We start from the raw sequence: 22707 nt of genomic DNA on the forward strand, positions 1-22707 counted from the left end.
TACTTGACAGGAAACCAGGTAAATCGGGCGCTCACCTTGTGTTCGGGTCCGCGAACCGATCAACTTATGGCAACCAGTTGATTCAGCCGGTTGACGGTGGCGGTGCCATTGCACCGGCTTCATGGTGTACTCATCCGACCATTGGTTAAGCTGGTCGGCGTGAAGCCCTTTTCGCCGAGACCGGCCGGATACACGATCGAAGAACTCTCCACGATCGTCGGCATGTCGGCGCGCAATATCCGGGCCCACCAGACGAGGGGCCTGCTCGCCCCGCCGGTGCGGCACGGGCGGTCCGCCTACTACGGTCCGGCACACCTGCGGCGCCTGCGGCGGATCACGATGCTGCAGAAACAGGGCTTCAATCTGGTGTCCATCGCCGCGATGCTCGGAACGGCCACAGTGGACGGCGCCGAGCGGCTGGCCGCGGCGATCGCCGACGTCGCCCGTGACCAGCCCGCTGTCGCCCGGTGCCTGGAGCGGCACGGCGTGCTCGGGCGGGACGACACGGGGGCGCCGTCCGTCGTGCGCCCGTCGGTTTCGCGCGCGGTGGCGGAGCTCGCCGGAGCCGGGGTGCCGCCCGCCGTGACGCTGCGGTTTCTCGGGCAGTTCATGGACCGGGTCGCGCCGCTGGCGGGCGAGCAACTGGCCGCGCTCAAAGCCCAGACCGGCGGTGTATCGGGGGCTCCACTGGCCTGTTTTGCCGAGCTTCTGGTAAGCGCTTTCAGAACGACCGTGGAGAACGCGGCCGAAGTCACCTCCGCGGACGGGGAGCCAAGGTCGCGGCCACCGTCCTCGTGACGATCGCGGGCACGCCGTTTCGGCTCCAGAGCGTGCTGGCGACGGCGTCGTCGCTTTCGCCGGCATCCGATGAAGCCCTTTCTCGCTTCGGTGAAATTGGGCGTCCACATCCCCTCGTGCTCAGGAACGCTGCACGATGATCTGATCGACCAGGCTGCCGTCGGCACTGATCGCGCGGACGTCCATTTTGGGCGGTGTGGTGCCCGTGCCCGCGATGACGTCGACCGAGACCAGGCTGTAGCCGCGGAACCGGACGCGGGACCAGGTGACCTTCTTGGTGCGGTCCTGGCCGTCCCGTTCCGAGTACTTCATCGGGACCGGGGTGTCGTTGGCGGTCTCGTGGCCGAGGTAGGTGTCCGGTGCCGGGAATTCGGAGACACTGCCGCCCCCGCCGCCCGCGGTGATGTAGGTCGTCCCGTCCTTGACCGGGTCGGTCGTCCCGCGCGACGGCACCTTCTTGACGGCTTTGCCCGCCCGGATGGGGTCGGTGCGTTCGTAGATGTGATTGTGGCCGTTGAGCACCAGATCGACCTGATACTTGTCGAACAGCGGAGCCCAGTCCTTCTGCGCGCCGAGTTCCGCACCGTTGGAATGGCAGGTGGAATACGTGCACTGGTGGCAGTAGACGACGATGAAGTCGATCGTGGGATCGGCGCGGAACGCGGCGAGTGTCCTGCCGAGCCACTTGAGCTGCCTGCCCTTGGTGTAGTCCAGATTGGACGGACTGTTGTAGCAGACGTCGTTGCCGTCCAGGCTGATCAGTCCGACGTTCTGGTAGCGCCATGAGTAGATGCAGGTGGAGCCGTCCCAGGCGTTGTCCGGCATGGTGAAGCGTGCCCGCACGCCGCCGTACCCGTCCGCGGAGTACCAGCCCTCCATCTCGTGATTGCCGAGCGCCATCATCCACGGGATCCCCGCGGTGACCGGCTCGTTCTGCACGAAGAAGGAGTCCCAGAGCCGCGCGTCGTACTTGTCCTCCTCCGGGTGCCCGCCCTCGCCTTCGAGGGCGTAGCTCAGGTCGCCCATGGCGAGGTGGAAGGCCGGATCGAGGCCCGCGATCAGGCTGCTGGTCGCGACGGCGTTGTAGCCGACCCCCTGGTCGCCGAAGGCGGTGAAGGAGAACGTGCCGTCGCCGCCGGGGGCGGGAGCGGTGCGGAAGCTCGCCATTTCGCCGAGCCTGGTGGCCGGGTCGTAACCCTCGTGGCCGACGACGTAGTAGTACGTGGTGTTGGGCAGGAGCCGGTCGATCCGGGCGTGGAGGTAGTACTGGGTGATCGACTTCGGGCTGTTCGGCGGGACTTCCTCGACGGGGTGCTGCCAGGACATCTGGCTGGTCAGCGCCCGGACCTCGGCCGGGATGGGCGGGCTGAAGTCGCCGGGCACCGTGCCGATCCGGACGAACGGCGCGGTCACCGCCGCGGGCACCTGCCAGGAGACCGCGACCTGCTGGGACGGGTCGGCCCCGAAGGCGATGTGCCGTCCGAACGGGCGCAGCGCCGACCCCGCGACCTTGTCGGCGTTGAGCAGCACGGTCGGCCCGGGGGAGGCCGCGGCCGATCCGGGGAGGAGGACGCTGCCCGCGGCGAGTACCGCGCCGCTCACCGCGCCCACCCGGAACAGGGTCCGCCGCGAGTACTGATTGACGAACTTGTCGTGTTTTTCGGCCAAACTGAGCCGACGATAGGCTTGAGACCTGCTGTTCCGTGGAGTTTCGGTCATGAAGCCGAAGTTAAGAAGGCTTCTTAACCAAGTCAATACGTAGCTGGTTCTTCCTTGACCGGCTGCACGGAACCGTGCAGCGACTTCGGGCATAGGGGACGTTTACGCCGAACTCGCGTGCTTGGAGACGTAACTCGCGTGATCAGAGCCGAAACTCGTGAGATACGCCTTCAAGCACGCGAGTTACGCCTCTGATCACGCGAGTTACGACTTTCGGGTCAGACCAGTTCCGAGGAGACGACCGAGGTCAGTCCGCGCAGGCGCTCCAGCAGCGGCTCGACCTCGTCGGCGTCGATCAGGACCGCGCAGGTCATGGTGCTTTCGCGGACTCCGTCGCGGACGTCGACGGACAGGTCGTGGACCAAGCAGCCGAGTGCCGCGACCAGGCCGGGGATCTGCTCGACGCCGCCGACGAAGTAGGTCGCGATCCGGCGGCGGACCAGCATGGACGAACGAGGGGCGGGAACCTGGAAGGCGGTGATCGACATCGTGGACTCCAAGGGCGGGAAACGTACAGGCCATGGAGGGCCAGGTCCCGGGAGATGCCCCGTATCGAGGGGTCGCCGGAATGCGCGCCGGCGACCTGGTTCAGCCGGCGCGCTTGACTACGAGTCGGGTAAAGCGGAGTCGAGTCCAGCGGCGCACGGCGACAGGCTAGCACGTCACGAGAGGCGCAGCCGAGAACCTTGCTCGCGGACATGCGCGGCGGAGCCGCAGTCGAGGTCCAGCTGCCGCTGTCGTTCGGCCACGAACGCCCTCCCGAGGCCAGTGCGGTCCGAAGTGGACAGCGTGCGCCGCAATTCGTTGAGCAACCCGCGCTCCTCCGCGCGGATATGCGCGTCCACCGAATTCTCCAGGGCCACCAAGGCTTTCTCGGGATCGGCGGCTTCCAGCACGGCCAGCAGCTCGTCCGCGAGCCCGCTCTCCGTCGCGTCGGGACGGACGATCCGTTCGGTCGCGGTGGCATGGGCGACCAGCGCCGCCGAGAGTTCCGCGATCAGTGCCGGACGGTCGGCCTCGTCGTTGCGGAGGTCCCGGAACAGCTGTTCGATCCGGCGGTGGTCGGCCAGGACGACCTCGACCAGGTCGGAGCCCGGGGGAGCGGCGGTCGGGCCCGGGCGCATCCAGCCGAACGTCAGTTCCACGGCCTGGCGCCAGTGCGAATACTCGCTGTCGCGGCGGGCCGGGTCCATCGTCGGCAGCCACTGCCCGGCGCGGTGCCAGTTCCGCCGCAGGCCTTCCAGGTCCGGCCAGTACCCGACCGACAGCCCGGCCGCGTACGCCGCGCCCAGAGACACGGTCTCGGCGACCATCGGGCGCACCACCGGCACGTCGAGGACGTCGGCGACGAACTGCATCAGCAGGTTGTCGGCGGTCATCCCGCCGTCCACCTTGAGCGTCGTCAGCGCCAGCCCCGAATCGGCGTTCATCGCGTCGACGACCTCACGGGTCTGCCAGCCGGTCGCCTCCAGTACTGCCCTGGCCAGGTGTCCCTTGGTGATGTACGACGTCAGCCCGGCGATCACGCCGCGCGCCTCGCTGTGCCAGTGCGGCGCGAACAAGCCCGAGAAGGCGGGCACGATGTAGCAGCCGCCGTTGTCCTCGACCGTGCGGGCCAACGTCTCGATCTCAGGCGCGCTGCCGATCAGTTCCAGCCCGTCCCGGAACCACTGCACCAGCGATCCGGTGACGGCGATCGACCCTTCGAGGGCGTACACGGCGGGCTCGTCGCCGATCTTGAACCCGACGGTGGTCAGCATGCCGTGGGTCGAGAGCACGGGCGTCGGACCGGTGTTGAGCAGCAGGAAGCTGCCCGTGCCGTACGTGCACTTCGCCTCGCCGGGCGCGAAGCAGGTCTGGCCGAACAACGCCGCCTGCTGGTCGCCGAGCGCCGCCGCGATCCGGATCCCCGGCACCACCCGCGACGTCGTCCCGTACACCTCGGTCGACGGCCGGATCCGCGGCAGCATCGCGCGCGGGACGTCGAAGAACTCCAGCAGTTCGTCGTCCCAGGACAGCGTCCGCAGGTTCATCAGCATGGTGCGCGAGGCGTTGGTGACGTCGGTGACGTGGACGCCGCCGTCTGGCCCGCCGGTCAGGTTCCAGATCAGCCAGCTCTCGACCGTCCCGAACAGCACGTCACCGCGCTCGGCGCGTTCCCGCAGGCCAGGGGTCCTTTCCAGCATCCAGCGGATCCGGGGAGCGGAGAAGTACGTCGCCAGCGGCAGCCCGCACAGCCGCCGGACGCGGTCGGCGCCCGGCTCGCGGGCGAGCTGTTCGAGCATCGCGTCGGTGCGGGTGTCCTGCCAGACGATCGCGCGGCCGACGGGGTTGCCGGTGTGCCGGTCCCACAGCACCGTCGTCTCGCGCTGGTTCGCGATGCCGAGGCCGACCACCTGCGCTGGTTCGACGCCGGCGTCGGCCAGCGCCTGCGGCACGATCCGGCCGACGTTGCGCCAGATCTCCGTCGCGTCGTGCTCGACCCAGCCCGGCCGGGGGAAGTGCTGCTGGTGCTCGCGCTGCGCGACCGACGCCAGCCTGCCGCGCGCGTCGAACAGGATGCACCGCGTCGAGGTGGTGCCCTGGTCGATCGACATCACGTAGCGCTGGACCACGCGAGCACCTCCATCACCATCGGGACGCGCCGAGATCGCGGGAGACCGCCCGTGCCGCGTCGCGCACGTGGCCGAGCAGCCGGGGGATCGGGCTGCCGTCGGCTTCACAGATCCGTTCAGTCGCGCCGGACACCCCGATCGCGCCGACCACGATGCCGCCGTGGCCGCGGATCGGCGCCGCTATCCCGGCCTCACCGGTGATCATCTCGCCGTTCTCGCTCGCCCAGCCCGCCTCGCGCACCTTGCCACAGGCGCGTTTGATCGCGGTCTGGGTGACCAGGGTCCGGCGGGTGTAGGCCTCCGGCTCGCCGGTGCGCAACGATGCCACGAGACCGGTGTCATAGGCCAGAAGTACTTTTCCGAGCGCCGTCGCGTGCAACGGCAGGAGTGTTCCGACGTCGAGGGTCTGCAGGCTGTCGTCGGGGCGGAAAACGTGGTGCACCACCAGGACCCGGCCTTCCAGCGGCGCGCCGATCCGGACGGCTTCACCGCTGCGCGCGGCCAGCGCGTCGGCCCAGTTGATCGCGCGCGACCGGAGCTCGTTGACGTCGAGGTAGCTCGTGCCGAGGTGCAGGAGTGCCGCGCCCAGTTGGTATTTCCCGGTGTCGCGGTCTTGTTCGACAAAGCCGACCCCTTGCAGGGTGCGCAGGATCCCGTGCGCCGTCCCCTTGGCGAGTTCGAGGGAATCGGCGATCTCGCCGACCCCGAGACGCCCCGAACCGCGCGCCAGCAACCGCAGGATCGCGGCGGCGCGCTCGATGGACTGGATCGGACCGGGCACGGCTCAACCGTAGCCCGACCGGCCCTGATTCGACAATGTCGAACATCGTCTTCGGGCGTTCGACAATGCCGACCGGCGTGCGTTGACCCCGCGTTTCCGCGAACTTAACTTCGGCCTCAACAGGGCAACGGTGTCCTTTGTGGAGGAAGCAATGGTGCGAAACCTCAAGGCTCGCGGACTGGCGGGCGAACTGGCGGCGGAGTTCGTCGGGACGATGATCCTCATCCTGTTCGGCTGCGGGGTGGTGGCTCAAGTCGTCGCCGCGGGCATCGGGGACCACGACAGCATCGCGTGGGCGTGGGGAATCGGTGTCACGCTCGGTATCTACGTGGCTTCAAGGATCAGTGGCGCGCATCTGAATCCCGCCGTCACCGTGGCGCTCGCGGTGTTCAAGGGCTTCTCGTGGCGCAAGGTCGCCCCGTACGCCCTGGCGCAGACCGCCGGCGCGTTCCTGGGCGCGCTGCTGGTGCGCTGGAACTACACCGAGGTGCTCAACGCCGCCGACCCCGGCCTGACGATCAAGACCCAGGGTGTCTTCTCCACCCTTCCGGGTAACGGAACCCTGCCGGTGGGTGACTGGGGCGCGTTCCGTGACCAGATCATCGGGACCGCGATCCTCGCTTTGGTGATCTTCGCCATCACCGACCTCCGCAACACCGCGCCCGCCGCGAACCTCGCCCCGGTCGTCGTCGGTTTCCTCGTGGTCGCGATCGGCATGGCCTGGGGCACCAACGCCGGCTACGCGATCAACCCCGCCCGCGACTTCGGCCCGCGGCTGATGTCCTGGCTCACCGGCTACGACACCGCGTTCACCGACCAATACGGCTATCCGTACTGGTGGATCCCGATCGTGGCGCCGGTCATCGGCGCGGTGATCGGCGGTGCGATCTACAAGTTCTTCATCGAGCGTTACCTGCCCGCCGACCCGGCGCCGGAATCCTTGCCCGCCAAAGACATCGAGCGCGTTTCCTAAGGAGAGAAACCATGCCTGACTACATCGGCGCCGTCGACCAGGGCACCACCAGCACGCGCTTCATGATCTTCGACCACGGCGGCAACGAGATCGCCCGCCACCAGCTCGAGCACGAGCAGATCCTCCCCAAGCCGGGCTGGGTCGAGCACGACGCCACCGAGATCTGGGAGCGGACCCGTTCGGTCATCGCCACCGCGCTCAACAAGGCGAAACTGACCGCCGCCGACCTCGCGTCGCTCGGCATCACCAACCAGCGTGAGACCACCGTGGTGTGGAACCGCCGGACCGGGCGCCCGTACTGCAACGCCATCGTGTGGCAGGACACCCGCACCGACCGGATCGCCTCGGCGCTCGAACGCGAGGGCAAGGGCGACGTCATCCGCCGCAAGGCCGGTCTGCCGCCCGCCACCTACTTCTCCGGCGGCAAGCTCCAGTGGATCCTGGAGAACGTCGAGGGCGTCCGAGAAGACGCCGAAAAGGGCGACGCGCTCTTCGGCACCACCGACACCTGGCTCATCTGGAATCTCACCGGCGGGCCCGACGGCGGCGTCCACGTGACGGACCCGACCAACGCGTCCCGCACGATGCTGATGGACCTGGAGACGCTTGAGTGGGACGACGAACTGCTGTCGTTCTTCGGTGTCCCCAAGCAGATGCTGCCGTCGATCGCGCCGTCGTCGAACAACGGCCGGTTCGGTGTCACCCGCGCGGACGGCCCGCTCGGCGGCGAGGTCGCCATCACCGGTGTGCTCGGTGACCAGCAGGCGGCGACCGTCGGCCAGGTGTGCTTCCGCCCCGGCGAGGCCAAGAACACCTACGGCACCGGCAACTTCCTCCTGCTCAACACCGGGCACGAGGTCGTGCGGTCGAAGCACGGCCTGCTCACGACGCTGGCCTACCAGTTCGGCGACGAGAAGCCGGTGTACGCGCTGGAAGGTTCGATCGCCGTCACGGGTTCCGCCGTCCAGTGGCTGCGCGATCAGCTGGGCATCATCAGCGGCGCGTCCCAGAGCGAGAGCCTCGCTCGCCAGGTCGAGGACAACGGCGGCGTCTACTTCGTTCCCGCGTTCTCCGGGCTTTTCGCGCCGTACTGGCGTTCCGACGCGCGCGGGGCGATCGTCGGCCTCACCAGGGCCACCACCAACGCGCATCTCGCGCGGGCGACCCTCGAAGCGATCTGCTACCAGACCCGCGACGTCGTCGAGGCCATGCAGAACGACTCGGGCGTCACGCTCGACGTGTTGCGTGTGGACGGTGGCGTGACCGCGAACGAACTCTGCATGCAGCTCCAGGCGGACATCCTCGGTGTGCCGGTGTCGAAGCCGGTCGTCGCGGAGACCACCGCCCTCGGCGCCGCCTACGCCGCCGGGCTCGCCGTCGGGTTCTGGAAGAGCACCGACGAGCTGGAACAGAACTGGAACGAGGACAAGCGCTGGGAGCCGTCGTGGACGGACGAACAGCGCGCCGAGGGCTACGCGGGCTGGCAGAAGGCCGTCGGCCGCACGCTCGACTGGGTCGAGGTCGAGTGAGCCCGATGAACAGGAGGAACAGAGTGACACCCGTACCGCTTTCCCCGGTCTACCGTGCCGAGACGCTGCGCAAGCTCGCACGCGAGGAGATCGACGTCCTCGTCGTCGGCGGGGGAGTGACCGGTGCCGGCGTCGCGCTCGACGCGGCGTCGCGCGGGCTCTCCGTCGCGCTCGTCGAGGCCCGTGACTTCGCCGCGGGCACGTCCAGCCGATCGTCCAAGCTGATCCACGGCGGGCTGCGTTACCTGGAGAACCTGGACTTCAAGCTGGTCCGTGAGGCGCTGAAGGAGCGGAGCCTGCTGCTGCAGACCCTCGCGCCGCATCTGGTGCGGCCGGTGAAGTTCCTCGTGCCGCTCAAGCACCGCGTCTGGGAACGCGGCTACATCGGCGCGGGTGTCACGCTCTACGACACCCTCGGCGGAGCGCGGGCCCTGCCGCGGCACCGGCACCTGTCCAAGCGCGGCGCGGGCAAGGTCGCTCCCGGTCTCGCGGACGACGCCCTGATCGGCGCCATCCAGTACTACGACGCGCAGGTCGACGACGCGCGCCACACGATGACCATCGCGCGGACCGCGGCCGAGCAGGGCGCCTCCGTGCTCACCCGCGCCCGGGTCACGTCGCTGATCCGCGACGGCGAACGTGTCGTGGGGGCCAAGGTCGTCGACCGCGAGAGCGGCGCGGAGATCGAGGTCCGGGCGAAGACGGTCGTCGCGGCGACCGGCGTGTGGAGCGACGACATGGCCGAAGCGGCGGGCATCCCCGCGCCGTTCACCGTGCGGGCGTCGAAGGGCATCCACCTCGTGGTGCCGCGCGAGAAGATCGACCTGGACACCGGGCTGATCCTGCGCACCGAGAAGAGCGTCCTGTTCGTCATCCCGTGGGGACGGCACTGGATCGTCGGCACCACCGACACCGAATGGGACCTCGACCGCGAACACCCGGCGGCCAGCCAGGCGGACGTCGACTACGTGCTCGATCACCTCAACGCGGTCCTGCGCACGCCGATCACCGCCGACGACATCGAAGGCGTGTACGCGGGGCTTCGGCCGCTGCTGGCCGCGAAGGCGACGTCGACGACGAAGCTCTCGCGGGAGCACGCCGTGGCGCATCCGGTGCCGGGTCTGGTGATCGTGGCCGGCGGCAAGTACACGACGTACCGCGTGATGGCCGCCGACGCCGTCGACGTCGCGGTCGAGGATCTCGGCCGTCCCGCGCCGTCGTCGTGGACCGAGCGGCTGCCGATCGTCGGCGCGACGGGTTACCACGAGCTGTGGGGCGCCCGGCACTCGCTCGTGCAGCGCACGGGGCTGCCGATCGCCCGTATCGAGCACCTGCTCCAGCGCTACGGCACCGCGATCGAGGACATCCTGGAGTCGATCTCGGAACGTCCCGAACTGGGTGAGGCCATCCCGGGGACGGCGGAGTACCTGAAGGCGGAGGTCGTCTACGCCGTTTCGCACGAGGGCGCGCTGCACCTGGAGGACGTCCTGACGCGGCGCACCCGCATCTCCATCGAAGAGCGGGATCGCGGGGTGACGGCGGCGCCGGTGGTGGCCGAGCTGATGGCGCCGCTGCTGGGCTGGGACTCGCACAAGCAGGAGCGCGAGGTCGCCAACTACCTCGCGCGGGTGGAGGCGGAGCGCTCCGCCCAGGCCCAGCCGGACGACGAAGCGGCCAACGCCAGCCGTCTCGCGGCTCCGGCGCTGCTGCCGAGCTGATCACGGGCGGCCCCGGTCGGAGGTTTCGGCCGGGGCCGCGCCGGTAACTCCCCGGCATGGCAAGAAAGCGGTCGCTCACCACGGTCGAAACGGACGTGCCGGCACGGATGGACCGGCTGCCCTGGGCGCGGTGGCATTGGGTGGTGCTGGCGGGGCTCGGCACGGTGTGGATCCTCGACGGACTCGAAGTCACCATCGTCGGGGCGCTCGCCGAGCGGCTGACCGAACCGGACAGTGGCCTCGTCCTCACGGATTCACAGGTGGGACTGGCCGCCGCGCTGTACGTCGCGGGTGCTGTCGTCGGTTCGCTGGTGTTCGGCTACCTGACCGACCGGCTCGGCCGCAAGAAACTGTTCCTGGTGACGCTGGGGCTCTACCTGGCCGCGACGACCGCGACGGCTTTCTCTTTCGACGTCTGGTTCTTCGTCGCCATGCGGTTCCTGACCGGCGCCGGGATCGGCGGTGAATACGCGGCGATCAACTCCGCGATCGACGAACTCGTCCCCGCCAGGGTGCGGGCGACGGTTTCGCTGGCCGTCAACGGTTCCTATTGGGGCGGCGCCGCCGCCGGCGCGGCACTGACGTTGATCCTGCTCGATCCCGCCGTGTTCTCGGCCGATGTCGGCTGGCGGGTCGCGTTCGGCCTCGGTGCCGTGTTCGGGCTGGTGATCCTGCTGGTGCGGCGGCATCTCCCGGAGAGCCCGCGCTGGCTGTACACCCACGGGCGCAACGACGAAGCCGAGGAACTCGTCGGTTCCATCGAAGCACGGGTCGAGAAGGAAACCGGTGCGCCGCTGGAACCGGTGCACGAGAGCCTGCGCGTCAAGCAGCGGAAGAGCACCGGTTTCGGGGAGATCGCGCGGACCCTGCTGAAGACCTACCCCCGGCGGACCCTGCTGGGGCTCGCGTTGTTCGTCGGGCAGGCGTTCCTGTACAACGCCGTCTACTTCACCTTCGCACTGGTGCTGGCGACGTTCTTCAAGATCCCGAGCGCGCAGTCCGGGCTCTATCTGCTGCCGCTGGCCGTCGGGAGCCTGATCGGGCCGTTGGTGCTGGGCAGGTTCTTCGACTCCATCGGGCGCCGCACGATGATCAGCGTGAGCTACCTCGGCTCGGGCGCGCTGTTGCTCGTGACCGCCTGGCTGTTCTCCGAAGGCGTGCTTTCGGCTTGGACGCTCGCGCTCGCCTGGGCGGTGATCTTCTTCTTCGCCTCGTCGGGCGCGAGCGCGGCTTACCTGACGGTGTCGGAGATCTTCCCGATGGAGATCCGGGCGATGTGCATCGCGTTGTTCTACGCGGTGGGCACCGGGCTCGGCGGCATCATCGGGCCGCTGCTGTTCGGTGTGCTGGTCGAGACCGGCGACGTGGGCAACGTCGCGCTCGGGTACTGCCTCGGGGCCGCGGTGATGATCCTGGGCGGGGTGGCCGAACTGGTGCTGGGTGTCGAAGCGGCGAGGCGATCGCTGGAAGACGTCGCGTCGCCGCTGTCGGCACAGTCCGGCGCGGTCGGGGCCGTCGGCTGACCGCGCCGGACCGCGGTCAGGGGCGCGGTGCCCGCCGGTCACGCCGTTCTTCGAGTTCCTCCGCGGACACCGGGATGAGCATCGGCTGTCCAGGCTCGCCGAACATCGTGACGACGAACTGGCTTTCGGCGTCGTCGAAGTGGTTGCCGTCCTGGTAGTGGATGACGTCGCCACCCGGTTCCCAGAACGATTCCCCTGCCTTGACGACGCGTTCCGGCTCGCCTTCGAGTTCGAAGACGATCGCGCCCTTCAGGACGTACCCGAACGCGGGACCGGTATGCCGGTGCGGGGGCGCGCCTTCGCACCCGGGCGGCAGGGTGACCAGGATCGTCATCGCCTCGGCGTCGTAAGGCATCGGCGGCGCCGGGACCGACGAGACCATTTCGATCTTCGGCGGCGGTTTGGCCGACCCCGGATTCTCCAGGTGGTGGAGGTGATCGGCGGTCATGACTTCAGCCAATCGAGGTAGCGGGTCCCGGCGATGCGGGCGCCGTCCTTCGTGGTGAGGACGTCACCCTTGACGGCGGCGAACATGCCCGCGGTCTCGTCGACGGTCACCGGACGCGTGTCTCCCTTGGCGGACAACGTGATCCGGCCCAGTTCGTCGAGCGGGTAGACGTCCGGGCCACCCACGTCGAGGGTGCCGTTCAGCGGCTTCCCCGCCGACACCTCGGAAACGGCGGCGGCGACGTCGGCCGCGGCGATCGGCTGGATCGGGGTGGTGGGCAGGCGGACCGCGGTCTCGTCGGAGGTCCAGGACAGGACCGCGCCGACGAATTCCATGAACTGGGTGGCGCGGACGATCGAGTAGGGGATGCCGCTCTCCTTGAGGATGTCCTCCTGCAGCGTCTTCGCCCGGTAGTAGTCGAGGTCGGGCACCTGGTCGACGCCGACGATCGACAGGATCACGAAGTGGCCGGTGCCCGCCTTCTTCGCGGCCGCGACGAGGTTGTCCATCGACGTCCGGAAGAACGCGGGGGAGGCGTCGTCGAACGTCGGCGAGTTCGTGAGGTTGACGACCACGTCGGCGCCGTCGAGCGCGCTGTCCAGTCCTTGGCCGGTGAGCAGGTCGACCCCGGTGGACGGCGAATGCGGTACGGCCTCGTGGCCGGCCTCGTTCAGGTTGCGCACGACCTGTGAACCGATCAGCCCGGTCCCGCCGATGATCGCGAATTTCATGACCCTGTGCCCTTCGTCGATGGCGTCCGGTTAACTCGGACAACTTCTATCCGAGATAATACTCGGACACGTTGTATCCGAGTCAAGAGGCGGGTTAGAGTCATCCGGGTGAAGATGTCCGGTGGGGTCGAGTGGGCCCTGCACTGCTGCGTCGTGCTGACCTCGGTCGACGAACCCGCGCCCGCCGCGCGCCTGGCGCAGCTGCACGACGTCTCGCCGAGTTACCTCGCGAAGCAGCTCCAGGCGCTTTCCCGGGCAGGCCTCATCCGGTCGGTGCAGGGGAAAGCCGGTGGCTACGTCCTCACTCGGCCGCCTTCGGAGATCACGGTGCTCGACGTCGTCGAGGCCATCGACGGTCCCGGCCCGGCCTTCCTCTGCACCGAGATCCGGCAGCGCGGTCCGATGGCGACCCCGCCCGAGGCGTGCACGGCGCCGTGCGCCATCAGTCGCGCGATGGCGAACGCCGAGGTCCAGTGGCGGGCGGCGTTGCGGGCCGTCACGATCGCGGATCTGGCCGACGACGTCAGGGGCGACTACGGTCCGGGCGCGCTCGCCGGGATCGGCGCGTGGTTCAAGGCCGCCGAGGGGTAGCGAGGCCTTCACGGACCGGCTCCGGCAGCTCAGCGAGTCCGGGGCATCAGCGCGGTCGCGGCCATGGTCGCCACCACCAGCACCGCCGCGAGCGAGAACGCCTGTGCCGAAGAGCGGCCGTGCAGGAAGACGGTGCCGAACACCGCGATACCCAGCGTCGCGCCCACTTGCTGCACCGCGTTCAGCAGTCCCGCCGCCGATCCGGTCTCCTGTGGACGGACGACGGACAGTGCCGCGGTGAAGAACGGCACCGTGAACAGTCCCAGGCCGAGTCCGCCGATCCCGAGCGCGACCGGCAGCGGACCCGCGATCGCCAGCAGGATTCCCGCGAGCAGCAGGGTCAGACCGGCGAAGGCGACCCGGGTGCCGTACCGGGGCACGAACCATTTGCCCGCCATCCAAGAAGAAAGCGCCAGTCCGCCCGACCACGGCAGCAGTGTCAGCCCGGACGCGAGTACGCCGCGCCCTTCGTCGAGTTGCTGGTGCAGGACAACCACGAGCATCACCCCGTTCATCACGGCGAAGAACAGGGTCGACGCCGCCAGCGCCGCGGGGAAGCCGCGGTGGGCGAACAGGCTCGGCTCGACGAGGGGATGCCGTCGGTTCCGCTGGTGGAATCCGAACAGCACCAGCACGGCGGCGCCGGTGGTGAAGAGAATCCAGCTCCACCTGTCGATCAGCGGGTACACGACGAGCCCGATGCCGAGCGCCATGCTGCTGCACGACATCCCGCGCACCGCGAGCGTCACCGCGGTGTCCGCGCATTTCATCCTGCACACCTACCTCGGCGGACCGACGGCGTGGCGCGGGCGGGTCGCCGCGCTGACGGAGGACCAGCAGGAGGCGTTGCGGCCGCCGGAACCCGTCGCCGACGAGACCCCGCCGACCGCCGCGGACCACGCGCTGATCGCCGCTCTCCGGCACGACGGCCGAGCGAGCGTCGCGGATCTCGCCGCGGCGGCGGGGCTGGCCCCGGCGACCGCGACCCGTCGCCTGGCGGACCTGCGCGCCCGGGGCGCGCTCTTCTTCGACGTCGAGATCAGTGCCGCCTTGTACGGCGTGACCACGCAGGCGTTCCTGTGGATGGCCGTCGCGCCGGCGGACCTCGACGAGGTGGCGACGACGCTGGCCACTCACGAGGAGCTCGCCGTCGTCGTCGCCACGACCGGGCCCACCAACCTGGCCGCGCAGGCGCTGTGCCCGGATCCCGCCGCGCTACACCACTACCTCACGCACCGGCTGGGCGCGCACCGCGCGATCCACACGGTGCACACCGCGCCGGTGCTGGAGATCGTGAAGGCGGTCGGCCCGCTCACGGCTTGAACCGGTCGGCGTGTTCGGCGACCCACTGCGCGAAAGTGCGGGCAGGCCGTCCGGTCACCTTCTCGATCGTGTCGACCACCGTGCGCGCCTCCACCGGCGGATCGCTGTGCCAGCCGACGACGTATTCGGCGTCCGCGACCGAGACGCCTTCGGCCAGCAGCCGGTCGATCGCCTGCTGCCGGGTGATCCGCTCCAGGGTGATGTCGTGGCCGAGTGCGGAGGAGAGGATCGCGATCCGTTCGCTCGTGGTCAGCGCCTCCGGGCCGGTGAGGTTGTAGACCTTGCCCGAATGCCCGTCCTCCACGAGCGCCGTGGCGGCGACGGCGCCGATGTCGCCCTCGTGCACCACCGCGCTCGGGAGGTCGAACGGCTCATGGACCACCTTCCCGGTGCGGATGGAATCGGTCCAGGTCAGGGCGTTGGACATGAACTCCTGTGGCTCGAGCCGCGTCCACTCCACTCCGGACTCGGCCATGGCCTGTTCCGTCGGCCCGACATAGCCGCCCCAGACGATGGTCATCCGCCGCACCCCCGCGTCCACGGCGCGTTCGACCAGATCGGCACCGACGTCGGCGAGCCCCGCCGTCACGGTGATGTGCAGCCGGGTGACGCCCTCGAAGGCATCGGTGAGGGTCTCCGGCGCGGTGTGTGTGCCCTCCACCAGTTCGACGCCCGCCGGAAGCCTCGCCTCGGCGGGGTTCCTGGTGAGCGCCCGGACGCGTTCCCCGCGGCGGACGAGTTCGGCCACCACGTGGCGGCCGGTGTTCCCGGTGGCTCCGGTTACCAAGACGGTCATGGGTGATTCCCTTCGTTTTCCGCGACGGTAGAAGCTCAAGTAATGTGGAGGTCAAGTGGGAGCCCGCTCTTGTTCGCGCTGTCGTATACCGCCAAGCGGTGGAACCGGGAGCGCGTGGCCGGGTGACTCGCCGAGTCTTAGTTCATGGCAAAAATTAACACTCGGCATACCGGCCCGAAACTCTTGACGCGGCCGCCGGGGCCGGTGAGGATCGGCCGGTCCCCGCCTTCCGCAGAATGGACCAGACCATGGCAAGACGTGCCCGTGCGCGCCGAAGTCCGCTGATCGCCTTGATGAGTCTCGCGCTGCTCGGCGGGGCCGTGGCGGCCACACCCGCCGCCGTCGCGGCCGAACAGCCCGTGATCGGGAAGCCCGCGTTCGACCGGGACGGTTGCGCCCGGATCGAGAAGAGCCTGCCGGCGCTCGCCGACTGGCCGAAGGTCGAGAGCCGGTTCAAGGGCAAGGGCGGTGACGAGCAGCGGATCGCCCGGATCCTCGAAGGGATGACCCTGGAGGAGAAGGTCGGGCAGATGACACAGCCCGAGATCGCGGCGATCACCCCCGACGAGGTCCGGCAGTACTCGATCGGCTCGGTCCTCAACGGCGGCGGTTCGTGGCCGAACAAGGACAAGCACGCCTCCCAGCAGGACTGGCTCAAGCTCGCGGACGCCTACTGGGAAGCCGCGCAGGGCAGCCGGACGAAGATCCCGGTGATCTGGGGCATCGACGCCGTGCACGGCAACAACAACGTGTACGGCGCCACCGTCTTCCCGCACAACATCGGGCTCGGCGCGGCGCAGGACCCGTGCCTGGTGCGCGACATCTCCGCGGCGACGGCCCGGCAGATCCGCGCCACCGGCCAGGACTGGGCCTTCGCGCCGACGCTGGCCGTCGTGAAGGACGACCGCTGGGGCCGCACCTACGAAGGCTTCTCCGAGGACCCGCGGATCACCAGGGCCTACGGCTACGAGGCGATCAACGGTCTCCAGGACGGCTCGACCAAACGCATCGGCTACAACGGCGTGATCGGTACCGCCAAGCACTTCATCGGTGACGGCGGCACCCTCAAGGGCCAGGACCAGGGCGTCAACCCGTCCTCCGAAGCCGAGATGATCAACTTGCACGGCCAGGGTTACTACGGCGCGCTCGCGGCGGGCTCTCAGACCGTGATGGTGTCGTTCAACAGCTGGACCAACGCCGAACTCGGCATCGACGAGGGCAAGCTGCACGGCAGCGACAAGGCGCTGAACCAGATCCTCAAGGGCAAGATAGGCTTCGACGGCCTCGTCGTGTCCGACTGGAACGGTATCGGCCAGGTTCCCGGCTGCACCAACGCTTCCTGCCCGCAGGCGATCAACGCCGGCATCGACATCGTGATGGTGCCGAACGACTGGAAGGCGTTCATCGCCAACACCGTCGACCAGGTCAAGGGCGGCCAGATCCCCCTTTCGCGTATCGACGACGCGGTGACCCGGATCCTGCGCGTCAAGCTGCGCTCGGGACTGTACGAGTCGCAGAAGCCGTCGGACCGGTCCTACGCGAACTCCGATGAGGCGCTGAGGGAGACCTGGCTGGCGCGCGACGCCGTCCGTTCGTCGCAGACATTGCTGAAGAACAACGGCAACGTGCTGCCGCTGAAGCCGAAGTCGAAGGTCCTCGTGGTCGGCAAGAGCGCGGACAGCATCCAGAACCAGACCGGTGGCTGGACGCTGAGCTGGCAGGGGACCGGCAACACCAACGCCGACTTCCCGAACGCCACGTCGATCCTCGCCGGGCTCAAGCAGCAGCTAGGCGACGTCAACGTCACCTTCGACGAGAAGGGCGACACGGACCCGAAGGGCTACGACGCGGTCATCGCCGTCATCGGTGAGACCCCGTACGCGGAAGGTGTCGGCGACCTGACCAGGAAGACGCTGGAGGCCTCGAAGCTCTACCCCGAGGATCTGGCCTTGCTGGACAAGGTTCGCGGGAAGGGCGCTCCCGTCGTCACCGTCTACGTCGGCGGCCGCCCGCTGTACATGAACAAGGAGATCAACCGCTCCGACGCGTTCGTCGCGGCCTGGCTGCCCGGCACCGAAGGCGGCGGCGTCGCCGACGTCCTGCTCAAGGGCGGTTTCAAGGGCAAGCTGCCGTATTCGTGGCCGAAGAGCGCGTGCCAGACGCCGCTGAACGCGGGCTCGGCCGACTACGACCCGCTGTTCGCACTCGGCTACGGCCTCAAAACCGGGCAGCGCGTCACCGTCGGTCAGCTGGACGAGACGGCCGGGCCGGTGACCTGTGGCTCGACCGGTGGCGGCGGCACGGCGACCGAGGATCTCGAGGTGTTCAACCGCACCGATGTCGCGCCGTACAAGGGTTTCATCGGTTCGGCGGAGAACTGGGGCGGTACCGAGATCGGCCCGGACGGCACCGCTTCACACGCTGAGATCGGCGTCGTCCAGTCCGATGTGAACGTCCAGCAGGACGGTCTCAAGGCGACTTGGACCGGCACCGGGCCGGCGCAGCTCTACTTCCAGAACCCGGCCGGTACCAACGATCTGCGGGGCTACCTCAACGCCGACGCGGCAGTGGAGTTCGACACCGTGGTGCACGAGGCGCCCGCCAACCGGACGGTGATCAGCATGCACTGCGTCTACCCGTGCTTCTCCGAGGTGAACGCGACCAAGCTGTTCACCGATCTGGCGGGGGCGCCGAAGTCGACGGTGAAGATCCCGGTGTCCTGTTTCGCGAACGGGCTGGATCTGGAGAACGTCAACACGCCGTTCCTGGTGTACACCGACGGCAAGTTCTCCGCTTCGTTCGCCAACGTGCGGTGGGTGCCCAAGGGGGCGCAGGACCCTGACGCGAGGCGTTGCTCGAGTTTGAGCTGATTTCTGGTCGCTGAGGTTCCGGCGAGGCATGACGCGAAAGCCACTTTCGCAACCTTCAAGGTTGCGAAAGTGGCTTTCGCGTCTTCAGGGAGCGGCGGGCGGTACCGAGCCGGTCATCGTGGTCGCGAAGTCCCGATCGTCGACAAAAGTGAGCCCGCTGCCGCCGGCGTCCGAGGACGGTCGCGCGCTCCTGGTGGCTCGCGACGACGAGGCGGCTGGATTGACCGAAGCGCTCGCGTTCGTAGCGGGACCCGTGTATAAAGTGAAACGAACGTTCAAAATGTAACGATCGTTCAAGTTGTGGGGGATGCCGTGCCGGGTCACTATCGAGAGCTGTTCGCCGCGAAAGGCTCTGTCGCCTTCTCCGCCGCGGGACTGGTCGCGAGGATCCCCGTCCCGATGATGGGCATCGGGATCATCACGATGCTGGCGCAGACTCGGGGCGACTACGGGCTCGCGGGTCTGGTCTCGGCGGTGTTCACGCTGTCCATGGCGCTGCTCGGGCCGCAGGTGTCGAGGCTGGTGGATCGCCGGGGGCAGAGCCGTGTCCTGGTGCCCGTCACGGGGATCAGCGTGATGGCGCTCGGCGCGCTCCTGCTCTGCGCACGCTTCGAGGCGCCGGTCTGGACGCTGTACGTGTCCGCGATCCTCGCCGGGTTCATGCCCAGCATGGCGGCGATGGTGCGGGCACGCTGGTCGCGGCTGTATCGCGGCTCGCCCCGGCTGCACACCGCCTTCGCGTGGGAATCGGTGGTCGACGAACTGACTTTCGTCATCGGCCCCGCGTTGTCGGTGGCGTTGTGCACCACCGTCTTCCCCGAGGCCGGGCCGCTGGTCGCCGTGGTGTTCCTCGCTGTCGGAGTGCTGCTGTTCGTCGCGCAGCGCGAGACGGAACCGCCCGTGCTGCCGCCGAGCGGGTCGGCCGGAAGTTCGGCGATCCGGCTGGGCGCGGTGCGGGTGCTGGTACTGACGCTGGTGGCGGGCGGCGTCATCGTCGGCACGGTCGACGTCGTCAGCGTGGCGTTCGCCCGGCACGTCGGGTCGCCGTCGGCCGCGGGTGTCGTCGTTTCGGTCTACGCTGTGGGCTCCGCGATCTCGGGTCTGGTCTTCGGGACGCTCAAGCCGGCCATGACACCGCCTCGACTGCTCCTGATCGGCACCGCGGGCACGGCGGCGAGTGTGGTGCCGTTGCTGGTCGTCGACGGCGTCGTGAGCCTGTGCGCGGTGGTGTTCGTCGCCGGATTGTTCTTCTCTCCCACGATGATCGTCGTCATGGGGATGATCGAGAAGGTGGTCCCGGCGGAGAAGCTGACCGAGGGGATGACGTGGGCGATCACCGGCCTGAGCATCGGTGTCGCGCTCGGCGCCGCGGTGTCGGGCGAGGTCGTCGACCGCTTCGGGCCGGACGGCGGATTCGCCGTGGCGGTCGTCGCCGGTGGCTTGATCGTCCTGGTCGCCCTGCTCTCGTATCCTCTGCTGCGCAGGAAGACCGCGATCAGCGAGGAGGCGGCACGCTGAACGAGCCGAGCACCGACGGCCGCCTTGCCAAGGGCGAGCAACGCAAACGGGAACTGATCGAAGCCACCCTGCGGATCGTCGCGAGGGAGGGCGTGTCGGGGGTCAGTCATCGCACCGTCGCCCGTGAGGCGGGGTTGCCCGCGACGGCGGCCGCGTACCACTTCCGGGGGATCGATGACCTGCTGACCGCCGCGCTGACCCAGTGCATGGACGAGGACTCCGAACGGATGCGGGTTCTCGCCGCCGAGGCCGACGGTGGCGAGGACGCACTACGGAGGTTCGCCGCCTTGATGGCCGAGGTCGTCGCCGAACCAGGGCATCTGCTGGCGGAGTACGAGTTGTACCTCTTGGCGGCGAGGGAACCGAAGCTCCGCGAGTCGACCGATCGCTGGATGGCGGCCTTGGCGGACTTCGCCCGCCGCTACACCGCCGACCCGGTGCGGGTCGAGATGCTGGTCGCGCTGGTGGACGGGGTACTGCTGCAGGGATTGCTGCGCGACGAGCCGCCGACGGCGGAACGGTTCGAGGCCATCCTGCGGACCGCGCTGCCCTCATGACCTGATCGCGCGTGAAGGCCCGCCGCCCTCAGACGGTGGTCTCGTGATCGGACGGACGACACGCGTGATCCCACGGACGACACGCGTGTCCGGATGGACGACTCGCGACCAGGCCTCGCGAGTGTCGTCCAGCCAAGCACGCGAAAGCGCCGTGAAGGCCTCCTTGAGGGACTCTGGGTCCCTCAAGGAGGCCTTCACGGACTCGGGAGCGGCCTACGTGGTCGCGGGTGGTGACCAGGTCAGGCGCGGATCCGTCTGCACGAAACTGCCCAGCAGGTGATCGATCCGCGTCAGCGCGTCGAGGTCCAGCACCACGCCTGCCGCCTTCGCGTTCTCGGTCACCTGGGCGGCGGTGCTCGCGCCGGTCACCACGGAAGCGACGGTGTTGTGCTGCAACGTCCACGCGAGCGCCAGCTGAGCCATGGTCAGCCCGGCCTCGTCGGCGACGCCGCGCAACATGCCGACGCGTTCGAGGAGGTCCGGCAGGAGCAACGGCCGCGTCTCGACCGCCTTCGCGGCCCGTGAGCCCGGCGGGATCTCGCCCGGCCGGTACTTGCCGGTCAGCACGCCCTGCGCGAGGGGTACCGACGCGAACTGCCCGATCCCGGAGCGTTCGCACACCGGCATCACCTGTGCCTCGGCGACTCGCCACAGCATCGAGTAGTGCGGCTGGTTCGCGATGAGCGGGACGCCGTGCCGCTCGGCGATCGGCCGTGCCTCGAGCAGCTGCTCAGCCGTCCATTCCGCGGTGCCCGCGTAGAGGATCTTCCCCTGCCGCACCAGATCCGACAGCGCGAGGAAGGTTTCCTCCAGCGGAGTGCGGTAGTCGAACCGCAGCAGCTGGTAGACGTCGATGTAGTCGGTGCGCAGCCGCCGGAGCGAGCCGTGCAGCGACGTGACCAGGTGTTTGCGGCTGAGGCCCGCGTCGTTGACGCCCGGCCCTTCCGGCCAGAAGACGCCGGTGCACAGGACGAGATCGTCGCGGCGGGCGTGGCTCAGTGCCGCGGCGAGGTTTTCCTCGGCGGCGCCACCGTCCCAGGCGGCGGCGGTGTGGAAGGTCGTGACGCCCGCGTCGAGCGCGGCCTGCACGCATTCCGCGCCGTCGTGGTGGGTGAGCCAGTTGCCGTAGGAGATCTCGCTGACGGACAGCCCGCTCGCGCCGAGCCTTCGGTACTCCATGGTCACCTCTTCCGCGCGCCGGTTTCGAGGATGGTGCGGTCGATCCATTCGTCGAGGCCTGCCGCCTTGCGGGCGTAGGTCTCCCGTACCGACTCGTGCGGCAGGATCAGGAACTCCTCCGTCGCCAGCCCGTGCACGACGGACTCGGCGACGTCCTCCGGTTCCAGCAAGGGCGCGGCGGCGGCGATCGCGAGCGCGGCGGGGTGCCCGGCCGCGATCCCGGGTTCCAGCAGCGCGGTCCGCACGCCGAGCGGGCACAGCGCGCTGACCCGTATCCCGCGCGGGCGGTAGGTGATGGCCAGCCATTCGGCGAGCCCGACGGCCGCGTGTTTGGTCACCGAATACGGCGCGTCGCCCGGGGTGCCCAGCAGGCCCGCGCCCGACGCCGTGATCAGCAGGTATCCGTGGCCCCGGCTCAACATCGCGGGGAGCGCGACCTGTGCGGCGTGCACGTGCTGCATGACGTTGATCGCCCACGAGCGGGTCCACTGTTCGTCCGCGGCGTGCACGCCCGTCCCGAACGCGGCGCCGGCGTTGGAGCAGAACAGGTCCACCGCGCCGAACACCGAGCGGGCGTCGGTCACCAGCATCTTCAAGTCCTCTTTGGACGACGCGTCGGCATGGCGCGCGATCGCCGCACCGCCCGCGGCGGTGATCCCGGCGACGACCTCCTCCGCGGCGTCCAGATCGAGATCGGAGACCACCACCCCGGCGGCGCCCTCGGCGGCGAACCGCCTGGCCATGGCGGCGCCGATACCGTGTGCCGCGCCGGTCAGCACGACGACTCGTCCTGTTACTTCCACATGCGCTCCATGGTTATCGATTCTGCTTTCGGTGACAATTCTTCTGTTTTGTTACGCCGGTGAGCAACGCGTTGTCGAAATATGCGATGTGCATGATAAAAGTGCAGGTCAGAGGCTTGTTCTGCGCGTGTCGACATATTTGTTTCCGGCGCCGGACTTTAGCATGCGTTCCCTTGTTTTCCGAGTTTTCGCACGAGAGTATTGCGCTCTCTGCGGCAAGTAGGTTATTTCTTGG

At 68.8% G+C, this 22707-nt stretch carries 20 protein-coding genes; 10 read left to right on the forward strand and 10 right to left on the reverse strand.

The window, feature by feature from the left end; translation table 11 throughout:
- Window positions 1-159 precede the first annotated feature (159 nt).
- Window positions 160-798: a MerR family transcriptional regulator gene (locus tag CVV72_RS04140; protein WP_219151110.1), complete on the forward strand. Its 639-nt coding sequence runs from the start codon at window positions 160-162 to the stop codon at window positions 796-798.
- Between the two features lie 120 nt (window positions 799-918).
- Here the strand turns inward: CVV72_RS04140 and CVV72_RS04145 are convergent, their stop codons facing one another.
- The 4 genes from CVV72_RS04145 to CVV72_RS04160 all read right to left on the reverse strand — a co-directional run bounded on the left by CVV72_RS04145 (window position 919) and on the right by CVV72_RS04160 (window position 5913).
- A complete protein-coding gene (locus tag CVV72_RS04145) occupies window positions 919-2466 on the reverse strand; it encodes a metallophosphoesterase family protein (RefSeq protein WP_255632505.1) in 1548 nt (515 codons plus the stop codon).
- A gap of 269 nt (window positions 2467-2735) precedes the next feature.
- Window positions 2736-3005, reverse strand: coding sequence for a hypothetical protein (locus CVV72_RS04150; RefSeq protein ID WP_219151112.1), 270 nt, complete (start codon window positions 3003-3005; stop codon window positions 2736-2738).
- A 174-nt stretch (window positions 3006-3179) separates the two neighbouring features.
- A complete protein-coding gene (gene glpK / locus CVV72_RS04155) occupies window positions 3180-5132 on the reverse strand; it encodes a glycerol kinase GlpK (protein WP_219151113.1) in 1953 nt (650 codons plus the stop codon).
- A 13-nt stretch (window positions 5133-5145) separates the two neighbouring features.
- Window positions 5146-5913, reverse strand: coding sequence for an IclR family transcriptional regulator (locus CVV72_RS04160; protein ID WP_007033228.1), 768 nt, complete (start codon window positions 5911-5913; stop codon window positions 5146-5148).
- 151 nt (window positions 5914-6064) lie between these two features.
- Here CVV72_RS04160 and CVV72_RS04165 point away from each other — a divergent pair, with 151 nt between their 5' ends.
- The 4 genes from CVV72_RS04165 to CVV72_RS04180 are packed head-to-tail and all read left to right on the forward strand — an operon-like array spanning window position 6065 to window position 11656.
- A complete protein-coding gene (locus CVV72_RS04165) occupies window positions 6065-6886 on the forward strand; it encodes an MIP/aquaporin family protein (RefSeq protein ID WP_219151114.1) in 822 nt (273 codons plus the stop codon).
- 11 nt (window positions 6887-6897) lie between these two features.
- Entirely contained in the window at window positions 6898-8415 is a 1518-nt protein-coding gene (gene glpK / locus CVV72_RS04170) for a glycerol kinase GlpK (protein ID WP_125692820.1), read from the forward strand.
- 5 nt (window positions 8416-8420) lie between these two features.
- Complete coding sequence (gene glpD / locus CVV72_RS04175; RefSeq protein ID WP_219151115.1) at window positions 8421-10133, forward strand: glycerol-3-phosphate dehydrogenase; 1713 nt, start codon at window positions 8421-8423, stop codon at window positions 10131-10133.
- 56 nt (window positions 10134-10189) lie between these two features.
- The gene (locus CVV72_RS04180) at window positions 10190-11656 is read left to right on the forward strand and encodes an MFS transporter (protein WP_219151116.1); all 1467 of its coding nucleotides are present in this window, start codon (window positions 10190-10192) and stop codon (window positions 11654-11656) included.
- Between the two features lie 16 nt (window positions 11657-11672).
- Here the strand turns inward: CVV72_RS04180 and CVV72_RS04185 are convergent, their stop codons facing one another.
- Both CVV72_RS04185 and CVV72_RS04190 read right to left on the reverse strand, forming a co-directional pair.
- On the reverse strand, window positions 11673-12104 hold the full coding sequence (locus CVV72_RS04185) for a cupin domain-containing protein (protein ID WP_219151117.1): 432 nt from the start codon (window positions 12102-12104) through the stop codon (window positions 11673-11675).
- Window positions 12101-12835, reverse strand: a complete 735-nt coding sequence (locus tag CVV72_RS04190; RefSeq protein WP_219151118.1) for an SDR family oxidoreductase — start codon at window positions 12833-12835, stop codon at window positions 12101-12103. The genes CVV72_RS04185 and CVV72_RS04190 overlap by 4 nt, the downstream gene beginning before the upstream one ends.
- Before the next feature lie 108 nt (window positions 12836-12943).
- On the opposite strand from CVV72_RS04190, the gene CVV72_RS04195 reads away from it, so the two are divergent.
- The gene (locus CVV72_RS04195) at window positions 12944-13426 is read left to right on the forward strand and encodes an Rrf2 family transcriptional regulator (RefSeq protein WP_370323588.1); all 483 of its coding nucleotides are present in this window, start codon (window positions 12944-12946) and stop codon (window positions 13424-13426) included.
- 29 nt (window positions 13427-13455) lie between these two features.
- Here the strand turns inward: CVV72_RS04195 and CVV72_RS04200 are convergent, their stop codons facing one another.
- Window positions 13456-14139 (reverse strand): MFS transporter, encoded by a 684-nt coding sequence (locus CVV72_RS04200; RefSeq protein ID WP_219151119.1) that lies wholly within the window; start codon window positions 14137-14139, stop codon window positions 13456-13458.
- Here CVV72_RS04200 and CVV72_RS04205 point away from each other — a divergent pair.
- On the forward strand, window positions 14126-14749 hold the full coding sequence (locus CVV72_RS04205) for an Lrp/AsnC family transcriptional regulator (protein WP_219151120.1): 624 nt from the start codon (window positions 14126-14128) through the stop codon (window positions 14747-14749). The two genes, CVV72_RS04200 and CVV72_RS04205, sit on opposite strands and share 14 nt — an antisense overlap.
- Here CVV72_RS04205 and CVV72_RS04210 read toward each other — a convergent pair.
- Window positions 14739-15545 (reverse strand): NmrA family NAD(P)-binding protein, encoded by an 807-nt coding sequence (locus CVV72_RS04210; RefSeq protein ID WP_219151121.1) that lies wholly within the window; start codon window positions 15543-15545, stop codon window positions 14739-14741. The two genes, CVV72_RS04205 and CVV72_RS04210, sit on opposite strands and share 11 nt — an antisense overlap.
- A 293-nt stretch (window positions 15546-15838) precedes the next feature.
- Here CVV72_RS04210 and CVV72_RS04215 point away from each other — a divergent pair, with 293 nt between their 5' ends.
- From CVV72_RS04215 to CVV72_RS04225, 3 genes are all read left to right on the forward strand, one after another.
- Window positions 15839-18415, forward strand: coding sequence for an exo 1,3/1,4-beta-D-glucan glucohydrolase (locus tag CVV72_RS04215; protein ID WP_219153812.1), 2577 nt, complete (start codon window positions 15839-15841; stop codon window positions 18413-18415).
- 300 nt (window positions 18416-18715) lie between these two features.
- The gene (locus CVV72_RS04220) at window positions 18716-19933 is read left to right on the forward strand and encodes an MFS transporter (protein ID WP_255632506.1); all 1218 of its coding nucleotides are present in this window, start codon (window positions 18716-18718) and stop codon (window positions 19931-19933) included.
- Between the two features lie 92 nt (window positions 19934-20025).
- Window positions 20026-20490: a TetR/AcrR family transcriptional regulator gene (locus CVV72_RS04225; protein WP_255632507.1), complete on the forward strand. Its 465-nt coding sequence runs from the start codon at window positions 20026-20028 to the stop codon at window positions 20488-20490.
- Between the two features lie 213 nt (window positions 20491-20703).
- On the opposite strand, the gene CVV72_RS04230 is transcribed toward CVV72_RS04225, so the two are convergent.
- Both CVV72_RS04230 and CVV72_RS04235 read right to left on the reverse strand, forming a co-directional pair.
- Complete coding sequence (locus tag CVV72_RS04230) at window positions 20704-21669, reverse strand: aldo/keto reductase (RefSeq protein WP_219151122.1); 966 nt, start codon at window positions 21667-21669, stop codon at window positions 20704-20706.
- 2 nt (window positions 21670-21671) lie between these two features.
- Window positions 21672-22472, reverse strand: a complete 801-nt coding sequence (locus tag CVV72_RS04235; RefSeq protein ID WP_219151123.1) for an SDR family oxidoreductase — start codon at window positions 22470-22472, stop codon at window positions 21672-21674.
- Between the last annotated feature and the right edge of the window lie 235 nt (window positions 22473-22707).

Origin of the sequence: Amycolatopsis sp. TNS106, from assembly GCF_019330265.1 — a bacterium.
In the GTDB taxonomy this organism is placed as follows: Bacteria; Actinomycetota; Actinomycetes; order Mycobacteriales; family Pseudonocardiaceae; genus Amycolatopsis; species Amycolatopsis lurida.

Bases quoted from the DNA above. Each gene is read 5' to 3' on its own strand.
- CVV72_RS04200 (WP_219151119.1), bottom strand. From the start codon at position 14,139: ATGGCGCTCGGCATCGGGCTCGTCGTGTACCCGCTGATCGACAGGTGG.
- CVV72_RS04180 (WP_219151116.1), top strand. From the start codon at position 10,190: ATGGCAAGAAAGCGGTCGCTCACCACGGTCGAAACGGACGTGCCGGCA.
- CVV72_RS04185 (WP_219151117.1), bottom strand. From the start codon at position 12,104: ATGACCGCCGATCACCTCCACCACCTGGAGAATCCGGGGTCGGCCAAA.
- CVV72_RS04210 (WP_219151121.1), bottom strand. From the start codon at position 15,545: ATGACCGTCTTGGTAACCGGAGCCACCGGGAACACCGGCCGCCACGTG.
- glpD (WP_219151115.1), top strand. From the start codon at position 8,421: ATGAACAGGAGGAACAGAGTGACACCCGTACCGCTTTCCCCGGTCTAC.
- CVV72_RS04165 (WP_219151114.1), top strand. From the start codon at position 6,065: ATGGTGCGAAACCTCAAGGCTCGCGGACTGGCGGGCGAACTGGCGGCG.
- CVV72_RS04230 (WP_219151122.1), bottom strand. From the start codon at position 21,669: ATGGAGTACCGAAGGCTCGGCGCGAGCGGGCTGTCCGTCAGCGAGATC.
- CVV72_RS04190 (WP_219151118.1), bottom strand. From the start codon at position 12,835: ATGAAATTCGCGATCATCGGCGGGACCGGGCTGATCGGTTCACAGGTC.
- CVV72_RS04150 (WP_219151112.1), bottom strand. From the start codon at position 3,005: ATGTCGATCACCGCCTTCCAGGTTCCCGCCCCTCGTTCGTCCATGCTG.
- CVV72_RS04215 (WP_219153812.1), top strand. From the start codon at position 15,839: ATGAGTCTCGCGCTGCTCGGCGGGGCCGTGGCGGCCACACCCGCCGCC.
- glpK (WP_125692820.1), top strand. From the start codon at position 6,898: ATGCCTGACTACATCGGCGCCGTCGACCAGGGCACCACCAGCACGCGC.
- CVV72_RS04205 (WP_219151120.1), top strand. From the start codon at position 14,126: ATGCCGAGCGCCATGCTGCTGCACGACATCCCGCGCACCGCGAGCGTC.